Here is a 19968-nt window from a genome sequence, read left to right on the forward strand (position 1 = left end):
TACCGGATGTTGCAAAGAGCCCTCAAGGCTTGGCCAAATCCGGCAGATCACCCGTCAGCCCCAACGCCTGGCGCACGAACAGCGCCTTGGCCTCTGGCAGCTTTTCGACCACTTTCAAGCCACTGTTGCGCAACCAGCGCAGCGGCAGCGGGTTGGCCTGGAACAGCCGCTCGAAACCTTCCATCGCCGCCATCAGCGCCAGGTTGTGTGGCATGCGCCGTCGCTCATAACGGCTGAGCACCTTCTCATCCGCCAGCCGCTCACCACGCTCGCAGGCGTTCACCAGCACTTCGGCCAGCACCGCCGCATCGAGAAAGCCCAGGTTGACGCCCTGCCCGGCCAACGGGTGGATGGTGTGGGCGGCATCGCCGATCAGCGCCAGCCCCTCGTCCACATAGCGCTTGGCGTGGCGCTGGCGCAGCGGCACGCAGACCCGCGGGTCGGCCTGCAGCACCTCGCCCAAACGCCCCTCGAAGGCGCGTTCCAGGGCCTTGAGGAAGGCTTCGTCCTCCAGCTCCATGAGCTGCGCGGCGTGCTCCGGCGTGGTCGACCAGACGATCGAGCACCAATCCTGTTGGCCGTCACGCGACAACGGCAGGAAGGCCAGCGGCCCTTCGTCGGTGAAACGCTGCCAGGCAGTGGCCTGGTGCGCCGCGCTGCAGCGCACGCTGGTGACGATGGCGTGGTGCAGGTAATCCCACTCACGGGTCTGGCAACCGGCCAGGCGCCGCACCGCCGAATTGGCGCCATCGGCCGCTACTACCAACGGTGCACGCAGGCGCCGGCCGTCGGCCAGGGTCAGCAGCCACTCGTCGCCAGAGCGGCGCATCTGTTCCAGGCGGGCATTGGGCAGCAGGCCGATGTCGCTGTCGTGCAGACGCTCCATCAAACCGTCCTGCACCACGCGATTTTCGACGATATGGCCGAGCACTTGTGCGTGCACGCTGGCTGCGGAAAAGTGAATCTGCCCAGTGCCGCTGCCGTCCCACACATGCATGTCCGAGTACGGCGATACACGCCGCTTGGCGATTTCGTCCCAGGCGCCCAGGCGTTCGAGAATGCGTTGGCTGGCGGCCGACAGGGCACTGACCCGCGGCTCGAACGGCGCCTGCTCATCGAACGGTTTCACCGACAGCGGGCCACCGTCGAGCAGGAGAATGTCCAGGCCGCTGTGGCGCAATGCCAGGGCCAGGGCGCTGCCGACCATACCGGCACCGACAATCAACAGATCTGCGCGCATTTCCATGCTTTACGCCTGCCTCGCTTGCGGCTTGAGCCGCACGTATAGGGTTTTATCGACCCGCGCCACCAGCTCGCCGGCAGCGTCACGGATATCGACCTGCAAACGGGGCAGGTACTTCTTGCCGCTGGCGGTCTGTTGGCGGATTTCGTCCAGCAGCGCGTCATCGACGTGGAACTCGGCATACACCGGGCCCTTGCCCGGTGAAATGAAGTCGATGCTGGCGGCCTTGTCCCAGACGATGTACTCACGGCCGAGCTGCTCGATCAGCAACAGCATGTAGAACGGATCGACCATGGAATACAGGCTGCCACCGAACTGCGTGCCGACGTAGTTGCGGTTCCAGCGGGTCAGTTTCATGCGCACCTTGACGCTGCGCATGTCCGGGCTGATGTGCTGGATGCGGATGCCGGCACCGAGGTACGGCGGGTAAAGGTTCAGCAGCCAGCGCAACATGCGTGCCCGTCGCGCCAACCGGCGCGGGTTGCTCATGCCTGCCCCCGCGAATCGGGGCGGGTGCCCAAGCCCATGGCCTGGCGGGCGAACCAGCTTTTCGCCGGGGGTAGCAAGTCGAGCCCGAGCAGGCCGAGGTTGCGCCCCGCCGCCAGCAACGGCTGATTGCTGCCGAACAGCCGAGTGACCTGGTCGGAGAAGCCGATGGTCAGCGTCTGGTCGAGACGCTGGCGCTGCTGGTACGCCTGCAGAGTCGCCAGGTCACCTGGCTGCTGCGGGCCGGCCAGCAACGCGTCGGCCAGCGACTGGACATCACGCAGGGACAAGTTGAAACCCTGCCCGGCGATGGGGTGCAGGCTATGCGCGGCATTGCCCAGCACCACCAGGTGCGGGCGGACTTGCTCCTCGGCCTCGACCAGCGCCAGCGGGTACAGGTGCCGTGCGCCGACCTGGCGCAAGGCGCCGAGGCGGTAGCCGAACGCATCCTGGAGCTCGCGCAGGAAGCTGCGGTCGTCGACTTCGGCCAGGCGCTTGGCGTCCATACCCTGACGGGTCCAGACCAGCGCGCAGCGGTTATCAGGCAACGGCAGCAACGCCATGGGGCCTTGCTCGGTAAAACGTTCGAAGGCCTGACCGCAATGGGCCTCGCCCGGGGTGATGTTGGCAATCAGCGCGCTCTGCTCATAGGGCGTGCGGCGCACATGGATGCCCAATTGCTCGCGCAACCCGGAGCGGCCGCCATCGGCCAGCACCGCCAGGTCGCATTCCAGGCTGGTGTCGTCGTCCAGCTGCAGGCGGTAGCCACCGGCAATCGCCTGCATCGCTTTCACTTCGGCGGGGCAACGCCAGCTCACCACTTCATTGTCCAGGCCTTGCCACAGGCACTGGCCCAACCAGGCATTTTCGACCACGTAGCCCAAAGCCGGCACGCCTTCTTCCAGCGCATCCAGGCGGGTGGAACCGAAGCGCCCACGGTCGGACACTTGAATCTGCCGGATCGACTCGGCGCGCGGGCTGATGGTTTGCCACAGACCCAGGTGCTGATAAATCTGCCGGGTACCGAACGAAAGCGCCGAGGAGCGCGCGTCGTAGCTGGGCTGGAAGCTGTCGCCCGGGGCGAACGGCTCGATCAGCAAGATCTTCCAGCCACGCGCCTTTGCACCCGCCTGCAGAGCCAGGGCCAGGCTGGCGCCGACCAGGCCGCCGCCGATGATCGCCAGATTCACGCGGTTCATGCTGCGTCCTTACGTGCCGCCTGCATCAGCGCCTCGATCTCGGCGACCGTCCGCGGCACGCCCGACGTCAGAATTTCACAACCCTGCTTGGTCACCACCACGTCGTCCTCGATCCTTACGCCAATGCCGCGCCATTTCTTCGCGACATTCTGGTTATCGGCGGCAATGTAGATGCCCGGTTCGACGGTCAACGCCATGCCAGGTTCCAGCACCCGCCACTCGCCACCTACCTTGTATTCGCCGACATCGTGCACATCCATGCCCAGCCAGTGACCGGCGCGATGCATGTAGAAGGCACGATGGGCTTCGCTATCGATCAGCGCCTGCACCTCGCCCTTGAGCAGACCGAGTTCGACCAGTCCCTCGGTGATCACGCGCACGGTTGCTTCATGCGCGTGGTTCCAGTGCTTGCCAGGGGCAATCTCGGTGAATGCGGCGGCCTGGGCCTTGAGCACCAGCTCGTAGATGGCCTTCTGCTCAGGCGAAAAACGCCCGCTGACCGGGAAGGTGCGGGTGATGTCGCTGGCATAGCAGTCGATTTCGCAGCCAGCGTCGATCAGCACCAGGTCACCGTCCTTGAGCGGCGCATCGTTCTCCTGATAGTGCAGGATGCAGCCATTGCGCCCGGCAGCGACAATCGAACCGTAGGCGGGCATTTTCGCCCCGCCTTTACGGAATTCGTAGTCCAGCTCGGCTTCCAGGCTGTATTCGTGCAGCCCCGCCCGGCAGGCCTGCATGGCCCGCACGTGGGCACGTGCGGAAATGTCCGCAGCCGCACGCATCACTTTCACTTCTGCCGCCGATTTATACAGGCGCATATCGTGCAACAGATGATCCAGGGCAACGAACTCGTTCGGCGGCTGGGCGCCAAGGCGCGCTTTGGAGCGGATCACGTTGATCCAGTCCATCAGCCGGCGGTCGAACTCGGGATTGCTGCCCATGGCGCTATAGACCCGCTCGCGGCCTTCGATCAGGCCGGGCAGGATCTCGTCGATGTCGGTGATCGGGAAGGCATCGTCCGCACCGAAGTCACGGATCGCGCCTTCCTGGCCCGCACGCAGGCCATCCCATTGCTCACGCTCCGGGTTGCGCTCGCGGCAGAACAGCACGTACTCGCCATGTTCGCGCCCGGGGATCAGGGCGATCACCGCCTCGGGCTCGGGGAAGCCGCTGAGGTACTGGAAATCGCTGTCCTGGCGGTAAACGTGCTCGACATCGCGGTTGCGAATGGCGACTGCGGCAGCCGGCAAGATGGCAATGCTGTTGGGGACCATCTGCGCCATCAGCGCCTTGCGCCGACGGGCATACTCGGCCTTGGGTATGTGGCTCATGGGCAGAACGACCCCCGGTTGATCAGTGCAGCGATGGCTTGGAGGCGGGTGCCGCCGGCTTGGCCAGCTCGGAGAACAGCAGCAGCGGCGCCACACGCAGGTATTCCATGACTTCCATGTAGTCGCTTTCGCCGTCTTCGGACTCTTCGAGGGCTTCCTGCACCTGGGAAATGGCAACCAGGTCCTGCAGAACATCTTTGGCCTCGTCGGAAAGGTCCTTGCCACCCGCGTTCAGACCGAAGCCGGTGATGAAGCCTTGGCACCACTGGCCCAGTGCCGCAGCACGGTCAGCCAGCGCGGCGTCATCGGTTGGCAGCAGCAGGACGATGGCCATGTCGTCACTGGTCAGCTCGCCCTTGACCATCTCTTGCAGGCCGATCAGAGCATTGCGGACAGTGTCACCGGGTTCGGTTTCCAGCAATTGGGCGGCGTCGGCCAGCCAGGCTTCGGCATCGAAGCCGGCACCGGCGCAGCTGCGCCCGACCAGCAAGCCATGCAGCTCGGCAGGAGTGACAGGATGGCCATTGCTCGAGAGCAGCATGGCGAAGGCGATGTAAGGCGATTGGGTATTAGGCATGGTCGGCTAGGCGCCAGACGGCGCATTTGACTAGAATGGAGACCTTGTATCCTAGCACCGGCAGGCGCGCCAAGACCATCGGCACTGGCCGCCACCGCTCAGGGAGAGGCATCATCGACGGGTGTGATTCAATGACGGAGCGAATCGAGTGCAACCCACGCAAGAGAACGACCTGCAAGCATTGATGAGCCGGTTCGAGTTGCTGATCGAGCGCGTCGAGCAACTAAAACGGCAGAATGCACTCTTAGTAGCTCAGGAAAAATCCTGGCGCGAAGAGCGCGCCCACCTCATCGAAAAGAACGAGATCGCCAAGCGCAAGGTCGAGTCGATGATCTTACGCCTCAAGGCCCTGGAGCAAGACTCATGAGTTCAAGCAATAGCGTCACCGTGCAGATCCTGGACAAGGAATACTCGATCATCTGCCCGCCGGAAGAACGCAACAACCTGGTCAGCGCCGCACGCTACCTGGACGGCAAGATGCGCGAGATCCGCAGCAGCGGCAAGGTGATCGGTGCCGACCGCATCGCGGTGATGGCAGCTTTGAACATCACTCACGAGATGCTGCACCGCCAGGAGGACCGCACCGACGCCCCCGCAGGCGGTGCCACCCGCGAACAGGTGCGTGACCTGCTGGAGCGAGTCGATGTGGCATTGTCCGACGACGCGGGTATCAAAAACGGCTGAGATTGGTATACTGGCGCCACTCCCTGGGGGATGCGCCAGTCGGTTATGTCCCTGAGCCGATACGCACAACCACGGGGGTTGCACGCTGGGGCCGGTGTGCATGTCCGCCCGACGGAAAGCCTTAACGCCCCCTGCAATCTCCACCTTGAACTTTCGGGTTCAAGGGCTACACCGATAGCGGTCTTATCGGGGAGCCTCATTTTTTTGCCCGCTGTTGTCGCGGGCAGATACCACACCCGTAGCCTGGGAACGCCTGTGCCATGACCGACACCGCGCCGCTCACCCGCCCCCAGCTACGTCGCCTGCTACGCAATGCCCGCCGCGCACTCACGCTCGCCCAGCAACGTCAGGCCTCATTGGGCCTGTATCGGCAACTGGCGCAGGACCCGCTGTTCCGCCGCGCCCGGCATATTGCCCTGTACCTGCCCAACGACGGTGAAATCGACCCGCGCCTGCTGCTGCGCGAAGCCCAGCGCCGGGGCAAACGCGTCTACCTGCCGGTGCTGCACGCCTGGCCGCGCACGCGCATGGTGTTTCAGCGTTTCGAACAGGGTGAAAAACTCAAGCCTAACCGCTTCCGTATTCCAGAGCCCTTGACCGACCGCAGGCGCCAACGCCCGATATGGTCACTGGACCTGATTCTGCTGCCGCTGGTGGGGTTCGATGAAGTGGGCGGGCGACTCGGCATGGGCGGTGGGTTCTATGACCGCAGCCTGGCCTACCAGGCACGCCGAAAAACCTGGAAAAAACCCCTGCTGCTGGGGCTGGCCCATGAATGCCAGAAGGTCGAACGACTGGCGCAGGCCAGTTGGGATGTACCACTGCAGGGTACGGTCTCGGACCGAGGCTGGTACCTAGCGCCGGGTTGAGTGGCGCCAGCAGGGGATCAACGTTGCGGCTGAGCGGCTTCTACCGGCGTTTGGTAGGCGATATCGAGCTTACGCTCCCAGATACCCTGGGCATAACCGGTGGTGACCACACCCAAACCGAAGATGAAGACCAGGACCCAAAGCAGGTCCGGTTTACGTTGATTCATCGAAGAATGCCCCCCAGGCATACTGTTCCGGCTCGACGACCTTCTTGGTGTCGCCAGAGCGTCTAGCGTTAAAATCGGCGCATTTTCCGCCAACCTGCGCCTGCACGCAAACGTTGACGCCAACCGGCTGTCGGTTTCGTGCAACAGGTTATTTCAAACCTTTTCAGGAGCAGTATCCATGGCCTATTGGCTGATGAAATCCGAGCCCGACGAGCTGTCGATCGAAGGCTTGGGTCGATTGGGCGAGGCACGCTGGGATGGCGTGCGCAATTACCAGGCGCGCAATTTCCTGCGCGCCATGAGCGTGGGCGATGAGTTTTTCTTTTACCACTCCAGTTGCCCGCAACCCGGCATTGCCGGTATCGCCCGCGTCACTGCCGCGGCGTATCCGGACCCGACGGCCCTGGACCCTGAGAGCCATTACCATGACGCCAAGGCCACTGCGGACAAGAACCCGTGGAGCGCGGTGGATGTGGCGCATGTGAAGACGTTCAGGCAGGTGCTGGGTTTGGGATTGCTCAAGCAGCAAAACGCGTTGGCACAGTTGCCGTTGGTGCAGAAAGGGACGCGGTTGTCGGTGATGTCGGTGACCGAGGAGCAGTGGGCGGCGATTGTTGCGCTGGCACGTTAAATTACTGGCCTGCACTCACTTGCCTCACAACGACAAAGGGCGCCTTTCGGCGCCCTACTCACAGACAGGAAGGCTTGTCATCGCCTGACACCTGCCTGGCTCTGTAATTGCTGGATTAACCAGGATCCGCAGAGTCTCACAAGCCCCTTTCGGGAACGCGCTCAGTATGGTGCATCCGGTACGCTGCTGACAACTGATCGCACTGTTGCCGGATGTGTGAAGCCTAACGTAAACCCAACGGCGGCCCGCACGGCAGCAAAATCTTCTGGCTGCATTGAAAGCACAACAAACGCTCGACCTCCACCTTGGCGCAACTTGACCCGACACCTGTCCAATCTGCAAATGGAAACGGTGTAGATCATGTCGCACTTGGCCCAACATTTCTGGGCGGGGCCTGGCAGGTAGCTTGGTAACACCACATGATGCCTGGCCAATCGCTCAGGTTGTGTTGTACTCAGCGGCACTATTGTAACCAACTGATGATTGTGGCTGTGCTTGCGAAGCACAACGACCGGTCGGACCTTGACCATCTCAGGCACCTGAAAGCCTGAAAAGTCACACATTAATACAGTCGCTTCCTTCGGCTGATACTTCAATGGCATTACCAATTTCTCTCGGAAATCTGAAGACCTTGCGCAATCTAGCGTGGTCGAGACCTCGTAAATCAAAAATTGGCAGACTCACTGAAAAGATAGAAATCTCCTACGCCGGATGCGCCACCGCTCAAGGCAATCACTGCACAATTAAGTTATTGAACAGCAAATCCTCAACAATCGGCTTGCCCTCTTCCGCTTCCATCACCTGCTGCACCTGCTTCAGCGCTTGCTGACGCAAAGCCTCTTTGGCCTCGACGTTGTTCATGTTATCCACACCCTGCTGGGTGAACAGCGCCACCAGTTGGTTGCGAATCAAGGGTTCGTGGTGCTTCACCGCCTTGGCGGCTTCATCACCGGTCACGCGCAGGGCCACGTCGGCCTTGTACACGCGCAGCTTGGGGCCACCGTCGAGGGCGTAGTTGCCGACGAAGGGCGGGCTCAGGCTGATGTAGGAGACCTTGGGGGCCCCTTCCTTGGCTTCTTCGGCCATGGCCGCCGCTGGCAGCATCAGGGCCAGCACCATCAAGATCCACGCTTTCACGAATTCGCTCCTCAAAACAATTGGCGCCAGCTTACCCAGCACTTCGCTCAAACCCAAGCCCCGGCTTATGCCAGCCCATCAGGACGGACCATGCTCATTGACCCGGCAGGCGCCCCTCCTACACTTATCGGCCACTACACGCAAAGGAATAGCCCCGATGAAAGCTGTGTTGTGCAAAACCCTGGGCCCGGCTCGCGACCTGGTGCTGGAAGAGGTGGCCAGCCCGGCACCGAAGAAGAACGAAATCCTGCTCGACGTGCAGGCGGCAGGGGTCAACTTCCCCGACACCCTGATCATCGAAGGCAAATACCAGTTCCAGCCGCCACTGCCGTTTTCGCCAGGTGGCGAGGCTGCAGGCGTGGTCGCCGCGATCGGTGAGCGCGCCGGCACATTCAAAGTCGGTGAGCGGGTGATGGCCTTGACCGGTTGGGGCGCATTCGCCGAGCAGGTAGCCGTGCCGTTCTACAATGTGCTGCCCATCCCCGACAGCATGGACTTCACCACCGCCGCCGCTTTTGGCATGACCTACGGAACCTCGATGCACGCACTCAAGCAGCGCGGCCAGCTGCAGCCCGGGGAAACCCTGCTGGTGCTGGGTGCATCCGGTGGTGTCGGCCTGGCGGCGGTGGAGATCGGCAAGGCCATGGGCGCCAAGGTGATCGCCGCGGCCAGCAGCGCCGAGAAACTCGCGGTGGCCAAGCATGCGGGGGCCGACGAGCTGATCGACTACAGCCAGGCCAACCTCAAGGACGAGATCAAGCGCCTGACCGGCGGCCAGGGAGTGGATGTGATCTACGATCCGGTCGGCGGCGAGCTGTTCGACCAGGCCGTGCGCGGACTTGCCTGGAATGGCCGGTTGCTGGTGGTCGGTTTCGCCAGCGGCACCATTCCGCAGATGGCTGCGAACCTGGTGCTGCTCAAGGGGGCGGCGGTATTGGGGGTGTTCTGGGGAGCGTTTGCCCAGCGCCAGCCGGAGGATAACGCAGCCAACTTCCGACAGCTGTTTGCCTGGCATGCCGAAGGCAAGCTCAAACCGCTGGTGTCGCAAACTTATCCACTGGCCGAGGCAGGGGCTGCGATCGAGCAACTCGGGCAGCGCAAGGCTGTGGGCAAGTTGGTGGTGTTGACCAAGTAAGACGCTGCAGTTGTATTGAGGGTAACCGCCTCTTCGCGGGACAAGCCCGCTCCCACAGGTACTTCACCAGGCCTGAGGGCAGTGGGGTACCTGTGGGAGCGGGCTTGCCCCGCGAAGAGGCCGGTACAAGCGACTCAAACCTCGCGCAAGTTATGGCACCGCCTGAAACGCGCTTCAAGATTACGATCCGGCATCTGATGATTGCGTAGCGCATTCAACGTCTGTTCGACATACTCACGGGTGGTGCCATACCGCCCTTTGGCACTGGCAAGAATTTGACTGAGCAAGGTGTCCGGCAGGTTACCGGCATAGCACGGCAAGTGCCGTTCCAGCACAAAACCCAGAGCCTGAACCTTGCTGCCATCGCCCAGCCGGCAACTGAGCCAATGCGGCCGATATGCCGGATAGGGCATTTCCCGCTGCCACAAAGCCATCAGCGAATCGTCCAGATTGCTTTCATCCAGGCGATAGGCAAATCCGCTGCACGATCCTCCACGGTCCAGGCCGAATACCAAGCCCGGGGTTTCCGGCGTACCACGGTGCTCGTGCGACCACAGGTAAAGCCCACGGTGATAGCCGTGCACGCGGGCACGCTGACGTTCGACCGAACTGCACTCCGGGCGCCAGATCAACGAACCATAGGCGAACAGCCAAACCGGCCCACCCTCATGGCGCGACATGGTCATTTGCATGGAGTTGAGCAATTGCTCGCGCGTCAATTGTTGGCCGAAGTCGAGCGCCGGCGGGTAAGCACTTTCCCAGGATAAACTATCAAGTGCCGACATAAGCTGCCGCCATTATTCCCTGTGAACTACCGATATAACGAAAATCGCTGCAAGCCATAGCACATGCGCCGGGCCTCAGGCGTCTGCAGTCACCTTAGGATAGAAGCGCGCCAACACTCAAGCCCTGAGGTCTAAGTTTCACGCCAACTTCCGACGATTGGATAGCATTGTTTCAAGTGTAGTAAGAGTTATTAGTCCAGGCGGTAAAATTTACCGCCTTATACCCAAACCCTGAAACTTCGGTTATTAACCCCGTGGCGCGTAGGCAAACACATCCGCACGCATGCGGTGTGCATCCATGCCGGCCTCGACAAGAGCGTCCAGGGTGGCATAGACCATGTTCGGCGAACCGCTCGCATAGACATGGACTGTATTCAGGTCCTGCACGTCTTCGCACACGGCCTCATGCAGCATCCCGCAACGGCCTTCCCAGCCACACAGGTCGCTGACCACCTTGTGCAGGAAGAGGTTGGGCAAGCGCTGCCATTCGTCCCAGTGCTCGATGGCGTAGAAGTCTTCAGGACGGCGCACGCCCCAGTAGAGATGCACAGGGTGCTTGAAGCCCTGGGCGCGGCAATGCTCGACCAGGCTGTGCATCTGCCCCATACCGGTACCCGCAGCGATCAACACCAGCGGCCCGTCTGGCAGCTCGGCCAGGTGGGTGTCGCCGAACGGCATCTCGATCCGCGCCAAACCGTTGCGCCGCAGTTGATCGAGCAACTGTATGGCACTGGCCTCGCGCGCCAGCACGTGCAACTCCAGGTCACGCCCACCGTGGGGCGCCGACGCCAGCGAGAAGGCTGCCGGCTTGCCGCCCTCGCGCTCAATCATCAGGTACTGCCCAGCGTGATAGCGCGGCGGCTTGCCGGCTGGCGCGCGCAGACGCACACGCCAGACGTCGCCACCGACCTCGACGCATTCACTGACGGTGCATGCCAGTTTGCGCACTGGCAGCTCGCCCAGGGCCAGCGCACCATCCCAGAGCAAAACGCAGTCCTCCAGCGGTTCGGCGATGCAGGTGAACAGTTCGCCATGGTCGCGCACCTCACCATTTTGGCGAACACGACCTTCGACCAACAACGCGGCGCAGACATGGCAGTTGCCATTGCGGCAGCTGTTCGGGCATTCATAGCCCAGCCGCCGCGCCCCATCCAGGATCCGTTCCCCGGGTTCGAGCGCCAGCACTGCCCCGGACGGCTGCAACGTTACCTGCATCAATCTATTCCCAACTGATCCCACAGCTCATCGATGCGGCGGGTGACGGCCTCGTCCTTGACGATGACCCGGCCCCATTCGCGTGTCGTCTCGCCCGGCCACTTGTGCGTGGCATCCAGGCCCATCTTCGACCCCAGCCCCGATACCGGCGACGCGAAGTCCAGGTAGTCGATCGGCGTGTTGTCGATCATCACCGTATCACGCTTGGGGTCCATGCGCGTGGTGATGGCCCAGATCACATCGTTCCAGTCGCGGGCGTTGATATCGTCGTCGGTGACGATAACGAATTTTGTGTACATGAACTGTCGCAGGAACGACCACACGCCCAGCATCACGCGCTTGGCGTGGCCCGGGTACTGCTTCTTGATGGTCACAACCGCCATGCGGTACGAGCAGCCTTCAGGCGGCAGGTAGAAGTCGACGATCTCCGGGAACTGCTTCTGCAGGATCGGCACGAATACTTCGTTCAACGCTACACCCAGGATCGCCGGCTCATCTGGCGGCCGACCAGTGTAGGTGCTGTGGTAGATCGGCTTCTGCCGGTGGGTGATGCGCTCCACGGTGAACACCGGGAAGCTATCAACCTCGTTGTAGTAGCCGGTGTGGTCGCCGTAAGGGCCTTCCGGCGCCATTTCACCCGGGTGGATCACACCTTCGAGGATGATCTCGGCGGTGGCCGGCACCTGCAGGTTGCTGCCACGGCACTTGACCAGCTCGGTGCGGTTGCCGCGCAGGAGGCCTGCGAAGGCGTACTCGGACAGGGTATCGGGCACCGGCGTCACGGCGCCGAGGATGGTCGCAGGGTCGGCGCCCAGCGCCACGGCGACCGGGAACGGTTGGCCAGGGTTCTTCTCGCACCACTCGCGATAATCCAGCGCCCCGCCACGATGGCTCAGCCAGCGCATGATGACCTTGTTGCGGCCAATGACCTGCTGGCGATAGATCCCCAGGTTCTGGCGGTCCTTGTTCGGCCCGCGGGTCACGGTCAGGCCCCAGGTGATCAGGGGTGCCACGTCGCCCGGCCAGCAGTGCTGGATCGGCAGCAGGCCGAGGTCGACGTCGTCGCCCTCGACCACGACTTCCTGGCAGACCGCGTCCTTGACCACTTTCGGCGCCATCGACACGACTTTCTTGAAAATCGGCAGTTTCGACCAGGCATCCTTCAGGCCTTTGGGCGGCTCCGGCTCCTTGAGGAAGGCCAGCAGCTTGCCGATCTCGCGCAGCTCATCGACCGACTCCGCGCCCATGCCCATGGCCACCCGCTGCGGGGTGCCGAACAGGTTGCCGAGTACCGGGATGTCGAAGCCCGTGGGCTTTTCGAACAGCAACGCCGGCCCCTTGGCACGCAGGGTGCGGTCGCACACCTCGGTCATTTCCAGAACGGGGGAGATCGGAACCTGGATGCGCTTGAGTTCGCCGCGCTGCTCCAAGCCACGGATGAAGTCGCGTAAATCGCGATACTGCATGCATGAGCCTCGTGTTGGCCGTATCGGTCGGGGTGCAGAGTGTAGCGCTGATCGGTTTTTTTGGGGGGCAAAAATGACTTGGGGCCGCTGCGCAACCCTTCGCGGGGCAAGTCCGCTCCCACAGGTGCTATGCAATCCCTGTGGGAGCGGGCTTGCCCCGCGAAGGGCTGCGCAGCAGCCCCAATTCACAAAGCTAAAACTTACTTGCGCTTCATCGACAGGAAGAACTCGTCGTTGGTCTTGGTCTGCTTGAGCTTGTCGACCAGGAACTCGATGGCGGCGATTTCATCCATCGGGTGCAGCAGCTTGCGCAGGATCCACATGCGCTGCAGTTCGTCGTCGGCGGTCAGCAGCTCTTCGCGGCGGGTGCCCGAGCGGTTGATGTTGATGGCCGGGAACACGCGCTTTTCAGCGATGCGACGGTCCAGGGGCAGCTCCATGTTGCCGGTACCCTTGAACTCTTCGTAGATCACTTCGTCCATCTTCGAGCCGGTTTCGACCAGCGCGGTGGCGATGATGGTCAGCGAACCGCCTTCCTCGATGTTACGCGCGGCGCCGAAGAAGCGCTTCGGCTTCTCCAGTGCGTGGGCGTCGACACCGCCGGTCAGGACCTTGCCGGAGCTCGGGATCACGGTGTTGTAGGCGCGCGCCAGACGGGTGATGGAGTCGAGCAGGATGACCACATCCTTCTTGTGCTCGACCAGGCGCTTGGCCTTCTCGATGACCATCTCGGCAACCTGCACGTGGCGGGTTGGCGGCTCGTCGAACGTCGAGGCGACCACTTCGCCGCGCACGGTGCGCTGCATTTCGGTCACTTCTTCCGGGCGCTCGTCGATCAGCAGAACGATCAGGTGGCACTCAGGGTTATTACGGGTGATGTTCGCCGCGATGTTCTGCAGCATGATCGTTTTACCCGCTTTCGGCGGGGCGACGATCAGGCCACGCTGGCCTTTGCCGATCGGGGCGCACAGGTCGATGACGCGACCGGTCAGGTCTTCGGTGGAACCGTTGCCGGCTTCCATCTTCAGGCGCTTGTTCGGGAACAGCGGCGTCAGGTTTTCGAACAGGATCTTGTTCTTCGCGTTTTCCGGGCGATCGAAGTTGATCGTGTCGACCTTCAGCAGGGCGAAGTAACGCTCCCCTTCCTTCGGCGGGCGGATCTTGCCGACGATGGTATCGCCGGTACGCAGGTTGAAGCGGCGGATCTGGCTAGGCGAGACGTAGATGTCGTCGGGGCCGGCCAGGTAGGACGCATCAGCCGAACGCAGGAAACCGAAACCATCCTGGAGAATCTCCAGCACGCCGTCACCCGAGATCTCTTCGCCGCTTTTCGCGTGCTTCTTCAGCAGGGCGAAAATCACGTCCTGTTTGCGCGAACGGGCCATGTTTTCGATGCCCATCTGTTCGGCCATTTCCAGCAGATCGGTAATCGGCTTTTGCTTGAGTTCAGTCAGGTTCATAAGGGGAGTGAGGTAATCATGTAAGAAGGGAGGATTAAGCTCTGGCTTAATGAAGCCGCGCCGCTAGAAGGCGATAGGATCGCGCACTGATTCTAATTAGGAGTGCGTCGGCGACGGCGTGCAGGGGGCACTGGAGAAGCAGTGCGAGGCCGAATGTAACACTTGCTTTTTTCGACGTCTAGTGGGTTACAAAAGAAAAGCCCCGGGATTTCCGGGGCTTTTTAACATCACAGGTGGGCGTCGAGGAACGCGGCCAGCTGCGATTTGGACAGTGCGCCGACCTTGGTGGCCTCGACGTTGCCGTTCTTGAACAGCATCAGCGTCGGGATGCCACGCACGCCGTGCTTGGCTGGGGTTTCCTGGTTGTCGTCGATGTTCAGCTTGGCGACGGTCAGTTTGCCCTCGTAGGTGGAGGCGATGTCGTCCAGGACTGGCGCGATCATCTTGCATGGGCCGCACCATTCAGCCCAGTAATCAACCAGCACCGGGCCTTGGGCTTGCAGGACTTCGGCCTCGAAGGTGGCGTCGGTGACGTGTTTGATCAGATCGCTGCTCATGGATATCTCCAGGGTCGTAAGCAAAAAACGTGGCCCATGATAGCCGCAGAGGCTGTCTACAGGAAGTCACTGACGATTGAGTGTAACTATAGTTGTGCAAGACGCCACGAATCGAAACTGTCACACAAGTGTCATAGCATCGAATGGCACATTGCCTTGCATCAAACCTTGGCATGCCGCGCGTTGGCGACAGCCCAGGAACGTGGCACGATTGCCAGGTTAACGACCGAGAATCCTCAGATCATGCCGCATACCTCCGCGAAGAACCTGTCCCTGATTGCCGCCATCGACCTCGGCTCCAACAGTTTCCACATGGTCGTGGCCAAGGCGCACCACACCGAGATCCGCATTCTCGAGCGGCTCGGTGAGAAGGTTCAGCTGGCCGCCGGCATCGACGAAGCGCGCATGCTCAGCGAAGAAGCCATGGAACGAGGCCTTGAGTGCCTCAAGCGCTTCGCCCAACTGATCAATGGCATGCCGGCCGGTGCCGTGCGCATCGTTGGTACCAATGCCCTGCGCGAAGCACGCAACCGCAACGAATTCATCTTGCGCGCCGAAGCCATTCTCGGCCACCCGGTCGAAGTGATTTCCGGCCGTGAAGAAGCGCGCCTGATCTACCTGGGTGTTTCGCATACCCTGGCTGATACGCCCGGCAAACGCCTGGTCGCCGACATCGGCGGCGGCAGCACCGAGTTCATCATTGGCCAGCGCTTCGAGCCGCTGCTGCGCGAAAGCCTGCAGATGGGCTGCGTCAGCTTCACCCAGCGTTATTTCCGCGACGGGAAAATCACCCCGGCGCGCTACGCCCAAGCCTACACCGCCGCACGCCTGGAACTGATGAGCATCGAAAACGCCCTGCACCGCCTGACCTGGGACGAAGCCATCGGCTCGTCCGGGACGATCCGCGCCATCGGCGCCGCGATCAAGGCCGGTGGCTTGGGCAATGGCGAGGTCAACGCTGAAGGCCTGGCCTGGGTCAAACGCAAGATGTTCAAGCTCGGCGAGGTCGACAAGATCGACTTTGAAGGCGTGAAACCCGACCGCCGTACCATCTTCCCGGCCGGCATGGCGATTCTTGAAGCGATCTTCGACGCACTGGAACTGCAACGCATGGACCACTGCGATGGCGCCCTGCGTGAAGGCGTGCTGTTCGACCTGCTTGGCCGCCATCACCATGAAGATGTACGCGAGCGCACCCTCAACTCATTGATGGAGCGTTACCACGTCGACCAGGGCCAGGCGGCGCGCGTCGAGCGCAAGGCACTGCATGCCTTCGACCAAGTGGCCAAGGCGTGGGACCTGGAAGATGGAAACTGGCGCGATCTACTGGGCTGGGCTGCGAAGGTTCATGAAGTCGGCCTGGATATTGCGCACTATCACTATCACAAGCATGGCGCCTACCTGATCGAACACTCCGACTTGTCGGGTTTTTCTCGTGAAGATCAGCAGATGATGGCCCTGTTGGTACGCGGCCACCGTCGCAATATTCCCAAAGACAAGTTCGCCGAACTGGGCGATGAAGGCGTGAAGTTGTTGCGCCTGTGCGTGCTGCTGCGCTTCGCCATTCTGTTCCACCACATCCGCGGCACGCAGCAGATGCCGAAGGTGCAACTCGAAGCCGGCGACAACCGCCTCGACGTGGTGTTTCCGAAGGGCTGGCTTGAAGAGAACCAGCTGACCCAGGCCGACTTCGCCAACGAGGCGGAGTGGTTGGCCCGGGTCAACTTCGTCCTCAGCGTACGTTGAGGACCGGGTTGCTCAGGCGCTCCAGCAGGGTCGCCTGAGCGCTGCGCGGATTCTGGTTACCGGTCGGGCTGCTACGCACGTAGCGCCCGTCAGGCTGCAGTGTCCAGGCGTGGGTGTTGTCGGTCAGGTAGCCTTCCAGTTCCTTCTTCACCCGCAGCAACAGCTTCTTGCCCTCCACCGGGAAGCAAGTCTCGACACGTTTGTCGAGGTTGCGCTCCATCCAGTCGGCGCTGGACAGGTAGATCTGCTCTTCGCCGCCATTGAGGAAGTAGAACACCCGGGTGTGCTCCAGGAAGCGGCCGATGATCGAGCGCACCTGAATATTGTGCGACACCCCTGGAATGCCTGGGCGCAGGCAGCACATGCCACGCACCACCAGGTCGATCTTCACACCCGACTGGCTGGCCTTGTACAGCGCCTTGATGATCTTGGCGTCGGTCAGCGAGTTGAACTTGGCGATGATGTGCGCAGGCTTGCCTTCGAGGGCGAACTGGGTTTCCCGCGCGATCATGTCGAGCATGCCCTTTTTCAGGGTGAACGGCGCGTGCAGCAGCTTCTTCATACGCAGCGTCTTGCCCATGCCGATCAGCTGGCTGAACAACTTGCCGACGTCCTCGGTAAGGGCGTCGTCGGAGGTCAGCAGGCTGTAGTCGGTGTACAGGCGGGCGTTGCCGGCGTGGTAGTTACCGGTGCCCAGATGCGCGTAACGGACAATCTCGCCCTGCTCGCGGCGCAGGATCAGCATCATCTTGGCGTGGGTCTTGAATCCGACCACGCCATAAATGACCACCGCACCGGCTGCCTGCAGGCGGCTGGCCATCTGCAGGTTGGACTCTTCGTCGAAACGCGCACGCAATTCGATCACCGCAGTGACCTCCTTGCCATTTCGCGCCGCGTCGACCAGGGCGTCGACGATTTCCGAGTTGGCCCCGGAGCGGTACAGGGTCTGGCGCACGGCAAGCACGTGCGGGTCCTTGGCAGCCTGGCGCAGCAGGTCGACCACCGGGGTGAAGGACTCGAACGGGTGCATCAGCAGGATGTCCTGCTTGCTGATCACGCTGAAGATGTTGTCGGCATTGACCAGCAGCTTGGGGATCGCCGGGGTGAATGGCGTGTACTGCAGCTCTGGGTGGCTATCCAGACCGGTAATGCTGAACAGGCGGGTCAGGTTGACCGGGCCGTTGACCTGGTACAGCTCACTCTCGCTCAGGCTGAACTGCTTGAGCAGGTAGTCGGACAGGTGTTTCGGGCAAGTATCGGCCACTTCAAGGCGCACGGCATCGCCGTAGCGGCGCGAGAACAGCTCGCCGCGCAGGGCACGGGCCAGGTCGTCGACTTCTTCGGAGTCCAGCGCCAGGTCGGCGTTACGGGTCAGGCGGAACTGGTAGCAGCCCTTGACCTTCATGCCTTGGAACAGGTCGTCGGCATGGGCGTGGATCATCGACGACAGGAACACATAGTTGTCGCCGGCACCGCCGACCTCTTCTGGCACGCGGATGACCCGCGGCAGCAGGCGCGGCGCGGGGATGATCGCCAGGCCCGAGTCGCGACCGAAGGCGTCGACACCTTCAAGCTCGACGATGAAGTTGAGGCTCTTGTTCACCAGCAACGGGAACGGGTGCGTCGGGTCGAGGCCGATCGGGGTGATGATCGGCGCGATCTCGTCGCGGAAGAAGCGGCGTACCCAGGTCTTGAGCTTGGGCGTCCAGTAGCGGCGGCGGATGAAGCGGATTGCATGCTTCTCAAGCTCTGGCAGCAGTACGTCGTTGAGGATCGCGTATTGGCGATCTACCTCGATATGCACCAACTCGCTGATGCGCGCCAGCGCCTGGTGCGGCTGCAGGCCGTCGGCACCGGCCTGCTCACGGGCGAAGTTGATCTGTTTCTTCAGGCCCGCCACGCGAATTTCGAAGAATTCGTCCAGGTTGCTGGAGAAGATCAACAGGAATTTCAGGCGTTCGAGCAGCGGGTAGGACTCGTCCAGCGCCTGCTCCAGCACGCGGATGTTGAACTGCAGCTGCGACAGCTCGCGATGAATATACAGGCTGCTGTCGTCAAGGCTCGTGGCGGCGATAGCCGGCGCGGCTGTCGTTACAGGGGCCGGCGCGGCAGCTTCGGCTGCGGGCTGCGGGACCGCTGTTTCCGGCGCTTCAGGCAGATCCGGTGGGGTCTGCACCAGCTCTTCGGGGACAGCCTCGGCATCCTTGATCACGACAGGTGTAAGCACTTCATTATTCATCTGGACGTTCCTGGAGGACGTTAACGCCCTATCATCTATTGAGCGGGACGATAAGCAGCCATTATGACGCCTGTGTGACAGTCTGGCGAAAGGCGCTGCACGGGGCAAAGCCATTGTCCTTGTAGGAATTGTTCACGTCGAGACACATTTGGACACTTTCACGAATGCCCGCGAAGGGGTAGGCTGCGCGTTCATTTCGCCAGCACCTCAGAAAATGCTTCAACAATTCCTGCAGGATTTCGGCTACTTTGCCCTTTTTCTAGGCACCTTCTTCGAAGGCGAGACCATCCTGGTGCTTGCAGGGTTTCTTGCGTTCCGCGGCTACATGGACATCAGCCTGGTGGTGGTCGTGGCGTTCTTCGGCAGTTACGCCGGCGACCAGCTGTGGTACTTCATGGGCCGCCGCCATGGGCGCAAGATCCTCGCGCGCAAGCCACGCTGGCAAGCCATGGGCGACCGCGCGTTGGAGCACATTCGCCGACACCCCGACATCTGGGTGCTGAGTTTCCGCTTCGTTTACGGCCTGCGTACGGTCATGCCCGTGGCCATCGGCCTGTCCGGCTACCCGCCGCGCCGCTACCTGCTGCTCAACGGCATTGGCGCAGCCATCTGGGCTTTGGCCCTGGGCGCTGCCGCGTACCACTTCGGCGCCATTCTCGAAGGCATGCTCGGCAACGTGAAGAAATACGAGCTATGGGTGCTCGGCGGCTTGCTGCTGCTCGGTGGTCTGCTGTGGCTGCGGCGGCGTTTTCGCACAATGCGCGCGGAGCGCAAGGCGGCGGCAGAGAGCCAGGCCCCAGAGGCTGAGCAGGCTGTAAAGCACGAGCAAGAGCCAGGCCAGCGGCGTAACCAGCCCTAAGCCCAGAGCGCCAGCCAGATACAGGGCCGGCGCATTCACCAGCAGGCGCGCCAGCTCCAGGCGCCCTGCCCACGGCCGATTTTCCAAGGCCGCGCCCAAGGCGAACAACCCCAGCGCCATCACCGACCAGCCCAGTACCAGGGCCGCCATCGGCACCCGCTCGGCGACGTCCATCAAGTAAC

At 62.1% G+C, this 19968-nt stretch carries 21 protein-coding genes and 1 other RNA gene; 8 read left to right on the forward strand and 14 right to left on the reverse strand.

Features of this window, described 5'->3' with window-relative positions; translation table 11 throughout:
- Window positions 1-22 precede the first annotated feature (22 nt).
- The 5 genes from ACZ6YA_RS14570 to ACZ6YA_RS14590 are packed head-to-tail and all read right to left on the reverse strand — an operon-like array spanning window position 23 to window position 4836.
- Window positions 23-1240, reverse strand: a complete 1218-nt coding sequence (locus ACZ6YA_RS14570; RefSeq protein ID WP_465897862.1) for a 2-octaprenyl-3-methyl-6-methoxy-1,4-benzoquinol hydroxylase — start codon at window positions 1238-1240, stop codon at window positions 23-25.
- A 9-nt stretch (window positions 1241-1249) separates the two neighbouring features.
- Window positions 1250-1732 carry a DUF4442 domain-containing protein gene (locus ACZ6YA_RS14575; protein ID WP_465897824.1) on the reverse strand — a complete coding sequence of 161 codons (483 nt, stop codon included), beginning with the start codon at window positions 1730-1732 and terminating at the stop codon, window positions 1250-1252.
- Complete coding sequence (ubiH, locus tag ACZ6YA_RS14580; RefSeq protein ID WP_465897825.1) at window positions 1729-2928, reverse strand: 2-octaprenyl-6-methoxyphenyl hydroxylase; 1200 nt, start codon at window positions 2926-2928, stop codon at window positions 1729-1731. Before ubiH ends, ACZ6YA_RS14575 begins: the two co-directional genes overlap by 4 nt.
- On the reverse strand, window positions 2925-4259 hold the full coding sequence (pepP, locus tag ACZ6YA_RS14585; protein WP_465897826.1) for a Xaa-Pro aminopeptidase: 1335 nt from the start codon (window positions 4257-4259) through the stop codon (window positions 2925-2927). The genes ubiH and pepP overlap by 4 nt, the downstream gene beginning before the upstream one ends.
- Before the next feature lie 22 nt (window positions 4260-4281).
- Window positions 4282-4836: a YecA/YgfB family protein gene (locus tag ACZ6YA_RS14590; protein WP_465897827.1), complete on the reverse strand. Its 555-nt coding sequence runs from the start codon at window positions 4834-4836 to the stop codon at window positions 4282-4284.
- A 184-nt stretch (window positions 4837-5020) separates the two neighbouring features.
- Between ACZ6YA_RS14590 and ACZ6YA_RS14595 the strand changes: the two genes are divergently transcribed.
- From ACZ6YA_RS14595 to ACZ6YA_RS14610, 4 genes are all read left to right on the forward strand, one after another.
- Window positions 5021-5203 carry a TIGR02449 family protein gene (locus ACZ6YA_RS14595; protein ID WP_029886233.1) on the forward strand — a complete coding sequence of 61 codons (183 nt, stop codon included), beginning with the start codon at window positions 5021-5023 and terminating at the stop codon, window positions 5201-5203.
- Window positions 5200-5520 (forward strand): cell division protein ZapA, encoded by a 321-nt coding sequence (locus ACZ6YA_RS14600; protein WP_465897828.1) that lies wholly within the window; start codon window positions 5200-5202, stop codon window positions 5518-5520. Before ACZ6YA_RS14595 ends, ACZ6YA_RS14600 begins: the two co-directional genes overlap by 4 nt.
- A gap of 17 nt (window positions 5521-5537) precedes the next feature.
- Window positions 5538-5717, forward strand: a non-coding RNA gene (gene ssrS / locus ACZ6YA_RS14605) — 6S RNA.
- Window positions 5718-5780: 63 nt separating this feature from the next.
- Window positions 5781-6389, forward strand: coding sequence for a 5-formyltetrahydrofolate cyclo-ligase (locus ACZ6YA_RS14610; protein ID WP_465897829.1), 609 nt, complete (start codon window positions 5781-5783; stop codon window positions 6387-6389).
- Between the two features lie 17 nt (window positions 6390-6406).
- Here ACZ6YA_RS14610 and ACZ6YA_RS14615 read toward each other — a convergent pair whose 3' ends face one another.
- Window positions 6407-6556, reverse strand: a complete 150-nt coding sequence (locus ACZ6YA_RS14615; protein WP_403133620.1) for a hypothetical protein — start codon at window positions 6554-6556, stop codon at window positions 6407-6409.
- 178 nt (window positions 6557-6734) lie between these two features.
- On the opposite strand from ACZ6YA_RS14615, the gene ACZ6YA_RS14620 reads away from it, so the two are divergent.
- Window positions 6735-7187 carry an EVE domain-containing protein gene (locus tag ACZ6YA_RS14620; RefSeq protein WP_465897830.1) on the forward strand — a complete coding sequence of 151 codons (453 nt, stop codon included), beginning with the start codon at window positions 6735-6737 and terminating at the stop codon, window positions 7185-7187.
- 161 nt (window positions 7188-7348) lie between these two features.
- On the opposite strand, the gene ACZ6YA_RS14625 is transcribed toward ACZ6YA_RS14620, so the two are convergent.
- Together ACZ6YA_RS14625 and ACZ6YA_RS14630 are read right to left on the reverse strand one after the other, a co-directional pair.
- Window positions 7349-7789, reverse strand: a complete 441-nt coding sequence (locus ACZ6YA_RS14625; RefSeq protein ID WP_465897831.1) for a type II toxin-antitoxin system PemK/MazF family toxin — start codon at window positions 7787-7789, stop codon at window positions 7349-7351.
- Between the two features lie 130 nt (window positions 7790-7919).
- Window positions 7920-8324, reverse strand: a complete 405-nt coding sequence (locus ACZ6YA_RS14630; RefSeq protein WP_465897832.1) for a flagellar basal body-associated protein FliL — start codon at window positions 8322-8324, stop codon at window positions 7920-7922.
- Between the two features lie 157 nt (window positions 8325-8481).
- Here ACZ6YA_RS14630 and ACZ6YA_RS14635 point away from each other — a divergent pair, with 157 nt between their 5' ends.
- Window positions 8482-9459 carry an NADPH:quinone oxidoreductase family protein gene (locus ACZ6YA_RS14635; protein ID WP_465897834.1) on the forward strand — a complete coding sequence of 326 codons (978 nt, stop codon included), beginning with the start codon at window positions 8482-8484 and terminating at the stop codon, window positions 9457-9459.
- A 134-nt stretch (window positions 9460-9593) separates the two neighbouring features.
- On the opposite strand, the gene ACZ6YA_RS14640 is transcribed toward ACZ6YA_RS14635, so the two are convergent.
- The 5 genes from ACZ6YA_RS14640 to trxA all read right to left on the reverse strand — a co-directional run bounded on the left by ACZ6YA_RS14640 (window position 9594) and on the right by trxA (window position 14942).
- Window positions 9594-10244 carry a gamma-glutamylcyclotransferase gene (locus ACZ6YA_RS14640; RefSeq protein ID WP_465897835.1) on the reverse strand — a complete coding sequence of 217 codons (651 nt, stop codon included), beginning with the start codon at window positions 10242-10244 and terminating at the stop codon, window positions 9594-9596.
- Window positions 10245-10490: 246 nt separating this feature from the next.
- A complete protein-coding gene (locus ACZ6YA_RS14645) occupies window positions 10491-11459 on the reverse strand; it encodes a CDP-6-deoxy-delta-3,4-glucoseen reductase (RefSeq protein WP_465897836.1) in 969 nt (322 codons plus the stop codon).
- Window positions 11459-12925 (reverse strand): 4-hydroxy-3-polyprenylbenzoate decarboxylase, encoded by a 1467-nt coding sequence (ubiD, locus tag ACZ6YA_RS14650; RefSeq protein ID WP_465897837.1) that lies wholly within the window; start codon window positions 12923-12925, stop codon window positions 11459-11461. Before ubiD ends, ACZ6YA_RS14645 begins: the two co-directional genes overlap by 1 nt.
- Window positions 12926-13125: 200 nt before the next feature.
- Window positions 13126-14385 (reverse strand): transcription termination factor Rho, encoded by a 1260-nt coding sequence (rho, locus tag ACZ6YA_RS14655; protein WP_003253661.1) that lies wholly within the window; start codon window positions 14383-14385, stop codon window positions 13126-13128.
- Window positions 14386-14612: 227 nt separating this feature from the next.
- Window positions 14613-14942 carry a thioredoxin TrxA gene (trxA, locus tag ACZ6YA_RS14660; RefSeq protein ID WP_009684153.1) on the reverse strand — a complete coding sequence of 110 codons (330 nt, stop codon included), beginning with the start codon at window positions 14940-14942 and terminating at the stop codon, window positions 14613-14615.
- Window positions 14943-15185: 243 nt separating this feature from the next.
- On the opposite strand from trxA, the gene ppx reads away from it, so the two are divergent.
- Window positions 15186-16688, forward strand: coding sequence for an exopolyphosphatase (gene ppx / locus ACZ6YA_RS14665; RefSeq protein WP_465897838.1), 1503 nt, complete (start codon window positions 15186-15188; stop codon window positions 16686-16688).
- On the opposite strand, the gene ppk1 is transcribed toward ppx, so the two are convergent.
- Window positions 16675-18927 carry a polyphosphate kinase 1 gene (gene ppk1, locus ACZ6YA_RS14670; RefSeq protein WP_465897839.1) on the reverse strand — a complete coding sequence of 751 codons (2253 nt, stop codon included), beginning with the start codon at window positions 18925-18927 and terminating at the stop codon, window positions 16675-16677. The two genes, ppx and ppk1, sit on opposite strands and share 14 nt — an antisense overlap.
- Before the next feature lie 214 nt (window positions 18928-19141).
- Between ppk1 and ACZ6YA_RS14675 the strand changes: the two genes are divergently transcribed.
- Window positions 19142-19786, forward strand: coding sequence for a DedA family protein (locus ACZ6YA_RS14675; RefSeq protein WP_465897840.1), 645 nt, complete (start codon window positions 19142-19144; stop codon window positions 19784-19786).
- Window positions 19787-19968: the final 182 nt, after the last annotated feature.

This window comes from Pseudomonas sp. NPDC090752 (assembly GCF_055584805.1).